A 12377-nucleotide genomic window follows, 5' to 3' on the forward strand; every position below is an offset into this window, starting at 1 on the left:
CCAAAGGCCGCTCGATGCGGCCTTTGTTCTTTATTTTCTATTCTTTACCGAACGTCACTCACAAAACCCAGCGAAGCGGTCCTGGCTAGGCGCGACGCCGCAGACAGTGCACCGGCACGGCAAGGCGGCGCAACAACGCCAGGAGGGTTTTTGAGTGGCGCTATTTGCCCATCGGGATGCCGGTGGGCTGGATGTAACCCAGTTTCCAGGCAATCAGAATGCAGATGAACAGCAACACCGAAAACCCGACGCGGAACGCCAGCGCGCGCGCCATGTTGCTGGTTTTGCGTTTGCTGCCTTCGGGGTCCTTGCCGCCTTTGAGCATGAAAAAAAGCGCGGAAGCCAGGCTGGCGAAGATGGCGATGAATGCCAGTGCAACGAGGTAAGTCATGAACAGGATTATCAGCGCATGACACCGGCTTTGCACTCCCCGCGCTTCTGGCTGCTGACCGCGGCTGCCGTGCTGGTGGCCGGCACCACGTTTTCGCTGGGCCAGTGGCAGCTGCGCCGCGCCGCGCAAAAGGAGGCGCTGCAGGCCGCCATCGAGTCCAAAGGCCGGCTTCCCGCGTTGGATGCGCAATCCCTGCTCACGGCCAAAAACAGCATCGACGACATCCACCGGCCGGCCGTGCTCAAAGGTGTCTGGCGGGCGGAGCACACGGTCTACCTCGACAACCGGCCCATGAGCGGCAAGACGGGTTTCTGGGTGCTCACGCCGCTGGTGCTGGAAGGCACATCCCAGGCCATCGTGGTGCAGCGCGGCTGGGTGCCGCGCAATTTCGCCGACCGCACCCGCCTGCCCGAGGTGGCGACGCCCGCAGGCATGGTCACGGTGGAGGGCCGCATTGCCCCGCCGCCCTCCAAGCTTTATGAGTTCCAGGGCCTAGAGACCGGCCGGATACGGCAAAATCTCGACTTGCTTGCCTACCGGTCGCAAACCGGCTTGCCGCTGCTGGAGGTTTCGCTGCTGCAGACCGGCGCGGCCGGCGAAGGCCTGTTACGCGAATGGGCGCCGCCCAATCTAGGCGTGGACAAGCATTACGGCTATGCCTTCCAGTGGTTCGGCCTCTGCGCTCTGGTGTTCATCCTCTATGGCTGGTTTCAGCTGGTTCTTCCCTTCCGTGCCCGTACTTCATCACGCCGCCCAAAAAGCCGCGATCAACTGCCGTGACCACTACGCCTACGCCTGACGCCTCCCCTCAGCCCGCAACCGCGCCTGCCCTGCAGGACCAGCCCCTGGGCCTGACCGTGCACACCATGCCCGTGCCGGACCAGTCCGCCACACGCGCGCCGAGCACCGTTGCCGGCCGCTGGAAGATGCTGGCCGTGTTGCTGATATGCGCCTCACCGGTGATCGCCTCCTATTTCACCTACTACGTGGTCCGCCCCGAAGGCCGCCGCAACTTCGGCGAGTTGATCGACCCGCAACGGCCTCTGCCGCCGCTGGCCACGCACGCGCTCGACGGCCGCGCCGGCACGCTGACGGCGCTCAAGGACCAGTGGCTGCTCATCAGCGTGGCCGGCGGCGCCTGCGATGCGCGCTGCGAGCAGAACCTGTATTTCCAGCGCCAGCTGCGCGAGTCGCTGGGCAAGGAAAAGGAGCGGCTGGACCGCGTCTGGTTGGTGGCCGATGATGCACCCGTGCGCGATGCTTTGCTGCCCGCGCTGGCCTCGTCGGCCGTGCTGCGCGTGGTGCCGGCCGAACTCGCGAAATGGCTGGAGCCCGCCGCGGGCAAGCGCCTCGAGGATCATCTGTACCTGGTCGACCCGATCGGCAACTGGATGATGCGTTTCCCGGCCGACATGGATGCCGCCGCAGCGGCCAAGGCCAAGCGTGACCTGGAGCGTCTGTTAAGAGCCTCCAGCAGCTGGGACAAGGAAGGTCGTTGAGCCGGCAAAGCCGGCTCAACGTCTAAATCCCGCATCACCATGTCAAGCACTACCCTCTACGACCTGAGCCCCGCCCTGCGCCTGATGATCATGGGCCTGGCGATCGCGCTCGCGCCGCTGGCCTGGGTGTGGGTGCACAACAAGAATGCGCCGTGGGCGCAGCGCCTGCGGGTGCTGACGCTGGTCACGCTGTTCCTCACCTTTGACCTGGTGATCTTCGGTGCCTTCACCCGGCTCACCGATTCGGGCCTGGGCTGCCCGGACTGGCCGGGCTGCTACGGCAGCGCCAGCCCGGTGGGCGCCCAGGTACACATCGAGGCCGCGCAGACCGCCATGCCGACCGGACCGGTCACGCATTCCAAGGCCTGGATCGAAATGATTCACCGCTACCTGGCCACCGGCGTCGGGGTGCTGATCCTCACGCTCACGGTGACCAGCTGGCTGGAGCGCAAGCATATATCCGTGTCACCCTGGTGGCCCACCGTTACTTTGGCGTGGGTGTGTTTGCAGGGCGCGTTTGGCGCGCTGACCGTCACCATGAAGTTGTTCCCCGCCATCGTCACGCTGCACCTGTTGGGCGGCCTGGTGTTGTTGGCATTGCTGCGGGCGCAGGCTGCGCGGTATGCGCAAGCGCAGGACGCCAACGCAACGACTCTTTCTGCCGGCCTGCACCTGGCCGTGATCGCGGCCTTCGCCTTGCTTTGGATCCAGATCGCCCTGGGCGGCTGGGTCAGCACCAACTACGCGGTGCTGGCGTGCACCGACTTTCCGGCTTGCCAGGGTTCGCTGTGGCCGGCCATGGACTTCCGCCAGGGTTTCACGCTGTGGCGTGAACTGGGCGCGGGCCATGACGGCGCCAACATCAGCTTCCAGGCGCTCACCGCCATCCACTATGTGCACCGCCTGGCGGCTTACCTCGTGTTTGCCGTGTTCCTGGCGCTGGCCTTCTTCCTGCATCGTGTCCCGGCCTTTCGCATGTCCGCGCGCTGGCTGGCAGGGCTCGTGCTGCTGCAGGCGGTCACGGGCATCAGCAATGCGGTTCTGGGCTGGCCCCTGCTCGCGGCGGTGTCGCACACCGGCGGCGCCGCGGCCCTGGTCATTGTGCTCAGCGGCGTGGTCTTTTCCGGCCGTAGCCGGTCCCCCGCGCCACATGCGTCAAAATTGAATGCCTAGCGACTCCCCCATGAACCCCAGCACCCCGTCCGCCGCCCCGGCTTCCGCCGCGCCCCACGTACCGTCGAAGTTCGCGCAGTTCTACGCGCTGACCAAACCGCGCGTGGTGCAGCTCATCGTGTTCTGCGCGCTGATCGGCATGGTGCTGGCCGTTCCCGGCGTGCCCGGCTGGGCCGACGTCAGGCTCGCGCTGGTCGCCTGTGCCGGCATCTGGCTGGTGGCCGGGGCTGCCGCAGCCTTCAATTGCCTGGTCGAGCAGCATATCGACGCGCGCATGCGCCGCACCGCCTGGCGCCCCACGGCCAAGGGCGAACTCAGCAACCCGCTCACGCTGTCCTTTTCCGCGGGGCTGTGCGCGCTGGGCTCCTGGATCCTGTATGTGTGGGTGAACCCGCTGACCATGTGGCTGACCTTTGCCACCTTCATCGGCTACGCGGTGGTCTACACCGTGATCCTCAAGCCCATGACGCCGCAGAACATCGTGATTGGCGGCGCTTCGGGTGCCATGCCGCCGGTGCTGGGCTGGGCCGCGATGACGGGCTCGGTCGGCCCCGAGGCTTTGATCCTTTTCCTGATCATCTTCCTGTGGACGCCGCCGCATTTCTGGGCGCTGGCGCTCTACCGCGTCGAGGACTACCGTAAGTCCGGCCTGCCCATGCTGCCCGTCACGCACGGCAACGAGTTCACGCGCCTGCAGGTGTTTTTGTACACGCTGGTGCTGTTTCCCGCCTGCCTGATGCCGTTCATCTTCAAGATGAGCGGCTGGCTCTACCTGGTGGCCGCCGTGGTGCTGAGCATCGGTTTCAGCTGGTACGGCTGGCGCCTGTTGCGCAATTACTCCGATGCGCTGGCGCGCAAGACTTTCCGTTTTTCGCTGATCCACCTTTCGGCTTTGTTCGCGGCCCTGCTGCTGGACCACTATCTCGTCTGATATCGGATACCGCATGAAAACCCCAAGCACCTTGCACACGCGCCGCGGCGCCGTCAAAACCCTGGCCGGCGGCGTGGCGCTTGCCGCCACGGCCGGCCTGCTGGCCGCCTGTGTGCCCGACAAACCGCAGTTCAAAAGCATAGACCTGACAGGCGCCGACTACGCCCAGGGCTTCACGCTGGCCGACCACAACGGCCAGGTGCGCACGCTGAAGGATTTCCCCGGCAAGGTGGTGGTGGTGTTCTTCGGTTTCACGCAGTGCCCCGACGTCTGCCCGACCTCCATGGCCGAGCTGGCCCAAGTCAAGAAGTTGCTGGGTACCGACGGCGACAAGCTGCAGGCCATCTTCATCACCGTCGACCCCGAGCGCGACACGCCTGAATTGCTCAAAGCCTATATGGGCAATTTCGACCCGGCTTTTCTGGCGCTGCGGCCCACCATGGCCCAGCTGCCCGAGGTCGCCAAGGACTTCAAGGTTTACTACAAAAAGGTCGACGGCAAGACCCCCGGCAGCTACACCATGGACCACTCCGCGGGCAGCTACATCTTCGACGGCAAGGGCCGCATACGCCTGTACAACCGCTACGGCAGCGGCGCGGAAGCGCTGGCGTCGGATATCCGCCTGCTGCTGAAGAACGCCTGAACGATCCGAGCGGCCGGGTTAAAAGTTCACTGTCTTGATGGACTTGCGCGTATTGGCCGGCATCTCTCGCAGGGACTTGAGCATATAGGCCAGGTGCAGCGCCGCGTCCGGCTGCGCGCCGCACTGCGCGTCCGGCACCATGGCAATCGCCACATGCAGCTTCAGGTGCGAGCCCACCGGTAGCAAGTCGGACGGCTGCAGCGCGCGCGCCGCCAGCTGCGTGGCCGCGGCCACGGCCTGCGCGGCGGTCACCGGCCCCTCGATCAGCAAGGCAAATTCACTGTCTCCGACCCGCGCCGCGATGTCGATGTCGCGCGCCAGCTTGCGCAGGCAGGAGCCCGTCAGTACCAGCGCGTAGTCGGCGATCTGCCGCCCGTGCTCCTTGGCGAACCAGCCGTGGTTGGAAAGGTCGATCATCAGCAGTGCACTGCGGTGCCGGTAGCGGCTGGAGCGCAGCAGCGCCTCCTGCAGCCGCGCCTCGAAGGTGTGCAGGTTGCTCAGGCCGGTCAGCGGCTCGGTCTGCGACAGCGCAGCGGCGCGTGCCCGGGCTTCGCGGCGCTGGGCGGCCCGCTGCAGCAGGCCGTAAAACAGCAGCGGCGCCTCCAGCGCCGCGCCCAGCGTGAGACCGTATTGCGTGAGGAAGCTGATGGGAATCAGGCCGAGGTTGCGCAGGAGGGGGAAAGGCACCATCACCGCCATCGGCACAAAGCCCAGCGCGATCCAGCGCATGGTGGGGTCGCCGCTTCGCCACGCCATGAAGACCATCACGCAGATCAGCGCCATGGCCACGATGATGACGGCCGTGACGGCGAGGAAGCCCGCGCGTGTCGGGAACAAGATATCCAGCGCGCCCAGCAGCGCCAGTACGGTGACCAGTTTGAGCGACAGCTGGTCCAGCACGACCGAGAACTGCCGCGGCCGGGTCACCACGCGGGCAAACCAGATGCCGCTGCAGGCCGCCAGCACCGGCAGCAGGAAGGCCGACAAATCGTTCCAGACCGCCGAGTCCGGCCAGAGGTATTGCCCGCCTATGCCCAGCAGCGCGGCCTGCGCAGCGGCCAGCGCGGCGATGTAGACCGCATAGGCCGCGAAGCTCCTATCCCTGAAAGCCACGGCATTGGCGCTCGCCACCAAGGCCATCAACAGCGCGAGGCCAAAATAGGCGCCCAGCAGAAATTGCTCCTGCATGCGCTGCGCCAGCAAGGCAGGGTGCTTGTAAATAAACAGAGGTGCAGAAAACGGCCTGCGCGCATGTTCGATGCGTATGAAGTAGGTGACCGGCCGGGTTTGTTCGCTGTCCAGGTCGAAAACCGGGAAGCGGTCGGGGCGCGGCCACTGGTTCACCGGGATTTTGTCACCCGCCGATTGTTCGACCCAGTTTCCGGCGACGTCACGGTAGTGCAGGCTCACGCGGTCTACACCCGCGCTGCTGACCTCCAGCGCCCAGCGCTGTGACAGGTCCGGCTGCATGGCGTTAAAGCGCAGCCACATCACCTGGCCGTCCAGCAGGACGGTATGGCCGGCCGGGCGCATCGCGAACGGCAGGTCGTACTCCCAGGCCTCCACCTGCTCCAGCACGGCCTGGCCGGTCGCATCGATCCAGAACTGGCTGTGTTCAGCCAGGGGAATCTGGCCGTCGGGCGCGTTGAGCTGGAGTACCGGCAGCCGCGCGTCGGCGCCGTGCTGCGCCCATCCCGGCATGACGCAAGCCAGCAGGCACGCCGCCAGCGCTCCCCTGATGCCGTTGCCGCAGAGAAGGGCGCGCACGAACTGCTGAAAGCGTCCGGGCTTGCCGGTGAGCGCGTGAAAGATCCGCACGAATTCATTGTGCGGCCGCGCGTGGACAAAAAAGTTTTAAATTTTCGCCGGCCTTCCACGCCTGCGCGAAGTGGCGTTCGTGCGCAACGGCAATTTATTGCGGCAAAAACCGGATCAGGCGAGGCGTGCCCACAAAAAAGCCCGCACTGTGGAGGGTGCGGGCTTCGGGAAGCGGGCTTGCCTGGGACTCCCGCTTTATGCGTCTTCGCTTATGCGTAAGCCGCAAGCACTTTTTTCATCTTCTTCATCGCGGCGACTTCGATCTGGCGAATACGCTCGGCGCTGACCTTGTACTCGGCGGCCAGGTCATGCAGCGTCATGCCGCCTGAACCGTCGTCGTTTACCTTGAGCCAGCGCTCTTCCACGATGCGCCGGGCGCGCGGATCCAGTTCCTCCAGCGCGGCCGTGATGCCGTCCGAGGCCAGGTTGTCGCGCTGGCGCGATTCCATCAGCGCGGTCGGTTCCTGCGTCGCGTCGGCCAGGTAGGCGATCGGGCCGAAGGCGTCTTCGCCGTCGTCGCCGGGACTGGGGTCCAGCAGCACGTCGCCACCCGACATGCGCTGCTCCATCTCGATGACTTCCTCGCGCTTGACGTTCAGCGTCTTCGCCATGGAGTCGATCTGGCCTTCGGTCAGGGTGTCGCGGTGCGTCGCCACGTCGGCGTCGTCCTTGAAACCCTGCTTCATGGAGCGCAGATTGAAAAACAGCTTGCGCTGAGCCTTGGTCGTGGCGACCTTGACCATGCGCCAGTTTTTCAGGATGTACTCATGGATCTCGGCCTTGATCCAGTGCATGGCATAGCTCACCAGGCGCACGTTCTGGTCCGGGTCGAAGCGCTTGACGGCCTTCATCAGGCCGATATTGCCTTCCTGGATCAGGTCGCCGTGGGGCAGGCCGTAACCCAGGTATTTGCGCGAAATCGACACCACCAGGCGCAAGTGAGAAAGCACTAACTTACCGGCCGAGTCAAGATCGTTGTTTTCCTTGAGGTTTTTGGCGAATTCCTGCTCCTGCTCCAAAGTGAGCATGGGTAGGCGGTTGACGGCGGAAATATAGGCGTCCAGGTTGCCCAGCGGGGGAACCAGCGACCAAGGGTTGACGGCTGCGACGGCGCCCGAATTGGGCACGGCCACGGCAGCGGTCAGCGATTGGGGGGAAAGAGCATATGACACTGCAGAACTCCTTTTCTCTAGTGCTAAATATTAGCACTCTGTTGGAGCGAGTGCTAAGCAATAGGTTCAATGACTCGGATAGCGCAAGGCTAATAAGTAGTAACCCTTGGTCCCCAGTATGAGCGCGGTGCCCGTGTTTTGGTTCAGGCGCTTTGGTTTCCGGGATGTAAATGCGGGTAATTCTTCCAATTACCAGGCGGGCAAACGATCCTAAGGATGCCAGGCGGCCGGGGACCCTGTTGGCCCGGCCGTGGGTTTGCGGCTTCCCGCCAGCGCATAGGACAACTGGTTGGCCGCCTGAATCACGGTTTGGGCCAGCTCCGTCAGACGCGGTTCCGTCAGGCGTGAGGTAGGGCCTGAAATGCAGACCGAGCCCAGCAGCCGCCATCCCATGCTGAAGACCGGCGCCGACACGCTGGACACCTCCGGTTCGCGTTCGCCCAGCGACAGATGGTAGCCGCGCTGCCGAATCGTTTCATAGGGCTCGCCGGGCTCTCCCGAGAAGGCCAGGATCACCCGGCCCGGCGCGCCCAGGTCCAACGGCAGCCCGATGCCGACGCGCACGTGGTGGCGAATGGTACGCGGCCCGTCAACCCGGGCCAGGCAGGTGCGCTGATTGCCTTCGCGCACATAAAACGAGGCGCTTTCACCGGTCTCTATGGTGAGTTCCCGCAGCACGGGCTCGACCACTTCATGCACGTTGAAGGTCGCCTGGTAGCAGGCGCCCAGCCAGCCGGCGGCCCGGCCCAGCCGCCAACTGCCATCTTCCTTTTGCACCAGGTAGTGGTCCGTCGCCAGCGTGCGGGCGATTCGCAGTGCTGTGGTCTTGTGCATGCCGGTGCGGCGGCTCAATTCAGCCAGTGTCAGCTGGGCATCGCTGGTGCCGAAGGCCTCCAGCAGCCGCAGCGCACGGGTGACCGCGTTGACGCCCGTGGATTCTTCTTCAGCTGCTGCCGGGCTGGGGGTGTGGGGCGGGGATGAGCTCATAAATGAACTTTGTTGCGACAGGTGAAACTGTATTTTAGCAAACGGAACACTGCATGACAATTTGCGAGCCAGTCCATAACTACGGAGACATTTCATGATTTTTCTGCGCCGCGGCCTGCTGGCCGCCCTGCTCGCCATGCTGGCGATTCCCGCGCTTGCCCAGCAGGCCTACCCCAACAAACCGATCCGCCTGGTCGTGCCCTTCCCGGCGGGCGGGGGCACGGACATCATTGCGCGGGAAGTAGCCCAAAAGCTGTCCACCACGCTGGGCTGGACTTTTGTCATCGACAACAAACCCGGCAGCGGCGGCAACCTGGGCGTGGACAGCGCAGCCAAGGCGGCCGCTGACGGTTACACGCTGGCGCTGGGGCAAACCAGCAACCTGGCCATCAACCCCGCGCTTTACAGCAAGATGCCCTATGACCCGGTCAGGGACCTGGCGCCGGTCGGCCTGGTGGCCAGCGCGCCGCTGGTGTTGGTGGTGGCCGCCGATTCACCCTACAAAACGCTGGCCGACGTGGTGAATGCCAGCAAGGCCAAACCAGGGTCCCTCAACTTCGCGTCCCCCGGCAACGGCACTGTGGCCCACCTGGCCAGCGAGCTGTTCCAGAAGACGGCGGGGATCAAGTTGACCCATGTGCCGTACAAGGGCATGGCCCAGGCGGCGACCGACGTCATAGGCGGCCAGGTGCAGCTGTACATGTCGTCGGTGCCGACGCTGCTGGGCCACATCAGGGGCGGCAAGATGCGCGCCATTGCCGTCACCTCCCTGAAGCGCGTGAACGACCTGCCGCAGGTTCCGACGGTGGCCGAGTCGGGCTACAAGGGTTTCGAGGCGGTGACCTGGTTTGGCGTGGTCGCCCCCGCGGCCGTGCCCAAGGACATCGTGCTGCGCCTGAACACCGAACTCAACAAGGCGCTGCAAACCGCCGACGTCAAGAAAAAACTCGCCGATCAAGGCGCTGATGTACAGGGCGGAACGCCCGAGCAGTTTGGCGCGCTGATCAAGGCCGAAATCACGCGCTGGGCACCGGTCGTCAAAGAGTCCGGCGCCAAGCTGGATTGAGCACACCGGCAGATCTTTTTAGCCACTTCCTTATTGAGCACTCCCATGAACCAACAAGACATCAACAAAACCTTTGACCGCGTACCCGCCGGCATCATCGCGCAGGCCGCCCAATACCAGCCCGCCATCCTGGCCGATGTGGCGGGCCGCCGCGGCACGCTGCATGGGCGCATCAAAGCCCTGCGCCCGCGCATGAAGTTCGCCGGCACGGCCTTCACCGTGGAGGTCCGCCCGGGCGACAACCTCATGATCCATGCCGCAATGGCATTGGCCCAACCGGGCGACGTGCTGGTGATTGACGGCAAAGGCGACCAGACCGCCGCGCTCATGGGCACCATCATGATGACGGCATGCCGGCAACTGGGACTGGCCGGCGTGGTGATTGACGGCGCGGTGCGCGACAGCCTTGAAATCGACGAGATGGACTACCCGGTGTTCTCGGTCGGCACCAATCCCAATGGCCCGACCAAGCAGGTCGGCGGCCGCATCGGCCACCCGGTGTCGGTGGGCGGCGTGACGGTGAACCCCGGCGACTTCATCAGCGGCGACGGAGACGGCGTGGTGGTGGTCGAGCGCGAAAAAATCGAATCGCTGCTACCGCTGGCGGCGCACAAGGTGGCGGCCGAGGCCAAACGCATTGCCCAGATCAAGGAGGGGAAAACCAGCGCGCCTTGGCTCACGGAAGCGCTGGTGACCGCCGGCGTGCTGCAAGCGGGGGAAGCCCTGTGAGCGCCAAGCCCGTCATTCTGGTCACCGCCGCCGACCTGGCTCCCCAGGCGCAGGTCTTGCTCGAGGACTTTGAGGTGGTCTATGCCGGCAAGACGCCGCAGGTGGGCGATCTGGTGGCCCTGTGCCGGCGCCACAACCCGGTGGCCATCATCGTGCGCTACAGCAGCATCACGCCCGAGGTCATGGATGCCGCACCGGCCCTGAAGGTCATCTCCAAACATGGCAGTGGCACGGACACCATTGACAAAACGGCGGCCGCCGCGCGCGGCATCGAGGTTACCGCCGCCGTGGGGGCCAACGCCGCAGCGGTTGCCGAGCAGGCGCTGGCCCTGCTGCTGGCCTGCGCCAAGTCGGTGGTCCAGCTCAATACCCGCATGCACGCGGGACACTGGGACAAGGCCACGCACAAGAGCGTGGAGCTGGGCGGGCGCAGCATCGGCTTGATCGGTCTGGGCGCTATCGGCCTGCGCTTCGCGAAGATGTGCGACGCCGTGGGCATGCGCGTGCTGGGATTCGATCCGTTCGCCAAAAATGTGCCTCCCTATATTCAGGCGGTTGATCTGGACACGCTCTGGCGCGAGTCCGATGCCATTTCCCTGCACTGCCCGCTGACGGCCGACAACAAGCAGTTGCTGAACGCGAACACGCTGGCGCAGTGCAAAAAAGGCGTGATGCTGGTGAACACCGCCCGCGGTGGGTTGGTTGACGAGCCCGCGCTGCTGGCGGCCGTGCAGTCGGGCCAGGTCGGCATGGCCGCGCTCGACAGTTTTGCGGTGGAGCCCATGACCGCGCCGCACATCTTCCACAACCAGCCCGGTTTCATCCTCAGCCCGCACATCGGCGGCGTCACCAGCGATGCTTACGTCAATATGGGCGTCGCCGCCGCGCACAACACGTTGGCGGTGCTGCGGCAAAGCCGTTCACTCGTTGCGACCTGAGGCGCGGGATTGATGCGGGTCGATATTCGGGCCAAGCGGCCGATCGCGCGGTGCGCCCAACATCGCTCTTGTGGCCAACGGCGCGAATGAGCCGGCCGCGCGAAAAATCGCCGCGTGGAACTGGCGGGGCAGTAAGGAAAAAGCGGAGGCCCTGGAAACGGGGTCCGCGCGAGGCTCAGGGCAGGCGCTTGTCGTCGCGTACTTCGCGCACCTCGACGTCAACAACGTCGCCTGGCGCGCGGCCGGCGTCACGGCCTGCGCCGCCCGGCCACATGCCCTGGGGCGAGTAGCGCTGGAAGCGGCCGAACACCACGGCGGGCGCCGGCTTGCGGCCGGTGACCAGGGACTTCAGCAGGCTGAGGGCAACGACGATCAGCGCGGCCACCAGCAGGCTGACGGCAAACACCGCCGCAAACAGGCCCAGCATGAGCTTGAGGAAAAAACGCAGGATTTTGCTGATCAAGGCGGAGCACCCGTTAAAAGGTTTAAACCTTTTAGGTGGAGCCGGGAGCTGCTATTTCAAGCTGGGAAGCTGCTGGATGGATCACCAGCGAATGCCCAGTCTGGCGAACAGCTTGCTCAGTACAAACAGCGGGCCGACCCAAAGATACTGGACGTCTTCAAAAAACGAGGGCTTTTTGCCTTCTATCTTGTGGCCGATGAACTGCAAAATCCAGGCGCCGACAAAAATGGCGATACAGATCGGCAGCACCAGCGAGCCCATGGCAAATATCACGCCCAGGAACACCGCAGACCACAGCGCCATGGTCGCAAAGAATACCGCGGACAGCCGGGCGTAGTACACCATGCTGGCCGCGACAAAGGCATAGGCCACATAGGGATGCAGTGCAAACAGCATGCCGACCAGGCTCAGCATGATGAGCGGGATGGCGATGAAATGGATCAGTTCGTTGCGCGGGTTCCGGTGGCTTTCGCCATAGTGCGCCAGCAATTGGTCAACCTTGCGCGGCCCGGCAATGGCATCGGGGATGTCCGCTATGTCGTTCATGTATGTCTCCAGCGGCGGGGA

14 protein-coding genes are annotated in these 12377 nt (G+C 64.7%); 8 read left to right on the plus strand and 6 right to left on the minus strand.

The window, feature by feature from the left end:
- Positions 1-160 precede the first annotated feature (160 nt).
- Positions 161-391 (minus strand): twin transmembrane helix small protein, encoded by a 231-nt coding sequence (locus tag AC1D0O_RS08835; protein ID WP_477653158.1) that lies wholly within the window; start codon positions 389-391, stop codon positions 161-163.
- A gap of 18 nt (positions 392-409) precedes the next feature.
- Here AC1D0O_RS08835 and AC1D0O_RS08840 point away from each other — a divergent pair, with 18 nt between their 5' ends.
- The 5 genes from AC1D0O_RS08840 to AC1D0O_RS08860 all read left to right on the plus strand — a co-directional run bounded on the left by AC1D0O_RS08840 (position 410) and on the right by AC1D0O_RS08860 (position 4637).
- Entirely contained in the window at positions 410-1171 is a 762-nt protein-coding gene (locus AC1D0O_RS08840; RefSeq protein ID WP_477653159.1) for an SURF1 family protein, read from the plus strand.
- An 86-nt stretch (positions 1172-1257) separates the two neighbouring features.
- Positions 1258-1890 carry a hypothetical protein gene (locus tag AC1D0O_RS08845; protein WP_477653314.1) on the plus strand — a complete coding sequence of 211 codons (633 nt, stop codon included), beginning with the start codon at positions 1258-1260 and terminating at the stop codon, positions 1888-1890.
- 39 nt (positions 1891-1929) lie between these two features.
- Positions 1930-3063, plus strand: coding sequence for a COX15/CtaA family protein (locus tag AC1D0O_RS08850; RefSeq protein ID WP_477653160.1), 1134 nt, complete (start codon positions 1930-1932; stop codon positions 3061-3063).
- 10 nt (positions 3064-3073) lie between these two features.
- Entirely contained in the window at positions 3074-3994 is a 921-nt protein-coding gene (cyoE, locus tag AC1D0O_RS08855) for a heme o synthase (RefSeq protein ID WP_477653161.1), read from the plus strand.
- 13 nt (positions 3995-4007) lie between these two features.
- Entirely contained in the window at positions 4008-4637 is a 630-nt protein-coding gene (locus AC1D0O_RS08860) for an SCO family protein (RefSeq protein ID WP_477653162.1), read from the plus strand.
- A gap of 18 nt (positions 4638-4655) precedes the next feature.
- Here AC1D0O_RS08860 and AC1D0O_RS08865 read toward each other — a convergent pair whose 3' ends face one another.
- The 3 genes from AC1D0O_RS08865 to AC1D0O_RS08875 form a co-directional block, all read right to left on the minus strand.
- Entirely contained in the window at positions 4656-6455 is a 1800-nt protein-coding gene (locus AC1D0O_RS08865) for a 7TM diverse intracellular signaling domain-containing protein (protein ID WP_477653163.1), read from the minus strand.
- Between the two features lie 209 nt (positions 6456-6664).
- Positions 6665-7600: an RNA polymerase sigma factor RpoH gene (gene rpoH / locus AC1D0O_RS08870; protein WP_477653315.1), complete on the minus strand. Its 936-nt coding sequence runs from the start codon at positions 7598-7600 to the stop codon at positions 6665-6667.
- 237 nt (positions 7601-7837) lie between these two features.
- Positions 7838-8614: an IclR family transcriptional regulator gene (locus tag AC1D0O_RS08875; protein ID WP_477653164.1), complete on the minus strand. Its 777-nt coding sequence runs from the start codon at positions 8612-8614 to the stop codon at positions 7838-7840.
- Positions 8615-8708: 94 nt separating this feature from the next.
- Between AC1D0O_RS08875 and AC1D0O_RS08880 the strand changes: the two genes are divergently transcribed.
- Genes AC1D0O_RS08880 through AC1D0O_RS08890 form a run of 3 tightly spaced genes read left to right on the plus strand, consistent with a single transcriptional unit; the run spans position 8709 to position 11347 of the window.
- Positions 8709-9680, plus strand: coding sequence for a Bug family tripartite tricarboxylate transporter substrate binding protein (locus AC1D0O_RS08880; RefSeq protein WP_477653165.1), 972 nt, complete (start codon positions 8709-8711; stop codon positions 9678-9680).
- A 45-nt stretch (positions 9681-9725) separates the two neighbouring features.
- Positions 9726-10409: an RraA family protein gene (locus tag AC1D0O_RS08885; protein WP_477653166.1), complete on the plus strand. Its 684-nt coding sequence runs from the start codon at positions 9726-9728 to the stop codon at positions 10407-10409.
- Entirely contained in the window at positions 10406-11347 is a 942-nt protein-coding gene (locus AC1D0O_RS08890) for an NAD(P)-dependent oxidoreductase (protein ID WP_477653167.1), read from the plus strand. The genes AC1D0O_RS08885 and AC1D0O_RS08890 overlap by 4 nt, the downstream gene beginning before the upstream one ends.
- Before the next feature lie 175 nt (positions 11348-11522).
- Here AC1D0O_RS08890 and AC1D0O_RS08895 read toward each other — a convergent pair whose 3' ends face one another.
- Both AC1D0O_RS08895 and AC1D0O_RS08900 read right to left on the minus strand, forming a co-directional pair.
- The gene (locus AC1D0O_RS08895) at positions 11523-11810 is read right to left on the minus strand and encodes a hypothetical protein (RefSeq protein WP_477653168.1); all 288 of its coding nucleotides are present in this window, start codon (positions 11808-11810) and stop codon (positions 11523-11525) included.
- Positions 11811-11891: 81 nt separating this feature from the next.
- Positions 11892-12356, minus strand: a complete 465-nt coding sequence (locus tag AC1D0O_RS08900) for an Mpo1 family 2-hydroxy fatty acid dioxygenase (RefSeq protein ID WP_477653169.1) — start codon at positions 12354-12356, stop codon at positions 11892-11894.
- Between the last annotated feature and the right edge of the window lie 21 nt (positions 12357-12377).

The sequence above is a fragment of the Polaromonas sp. P1_F2 genome, from assembly GCF_056405735.1.

Coding starts and splice junctions, on each gene's coding strand:
- AC1D0O_RS08880 (WP_477653165.1), top strand. CDS start 8,709: ATGATTTTTCTGCGCCGCGGCCTGCTGGCCGCCCTGCTCGCCATGCTG.
- AC1D0O_RS08845 (WP_477653314.1), top strand. CDS start 1,258: ATGCCCGTGCCGGACCAGTCCGCCACACGCGCGCCGAGCACCGTTGCC.
- AC1D0O_RS08900 (WP_477653169.1), bottom strand. CDS start 12,356: ATGAACGACATAGCGGACATCCCCGATGCCATTGCCGGGCCGCGCAAG.
- AC1D0O_RS08840 (WP_477653159.1), top strand. CDS start 410: ATGACACCGGCTTTGCACTCCCCGCGCTTCTGGCTGCTGACCGCGGCT.
- AC1D0O_RS08860 (WP_477653162.1), top strand. CDS start 4,008: ATGAAAACCCCAAGCACCTTGCACACGCGCCGCGGCGCCGTCAAAACC.
- AC1D0O_RS08885 (WP_477653166.1), top strand. CDS start 9,726: ATGAACCAACAAGACATCAACAAAACCTTTGACCGCGTACCCGCCGGC.
- AC1D0O_RS08850 (WP_477653160.1), top strand. CDS start 1,930: ATGTCAAGCACTACCCTCTACGACCTGAGCCCCGCCCTGCGCCTGATG.
- AC1D0O_RS08835 (WP_477653158.1), bottom strand. CDS start 391: ATGACTTACCTCGTTGCACTGGCATTCATCGCCATCTTCGCCAGCCTG.
- AC1D0O_RS08875 (WP_477653164.1), bottom strand. CDS start 8,614: ATGAGCTCATCCCCGCCCCACACCCCCAGCCCGGCAGCAGCTGAAGAA.
- cyoE (WP_477653161.1), top strand. CDS start 3,074: ATGAACCCCAGCACCCCGTCCGCCGCCCCGGCTTCCGCCGCGCCCCAC.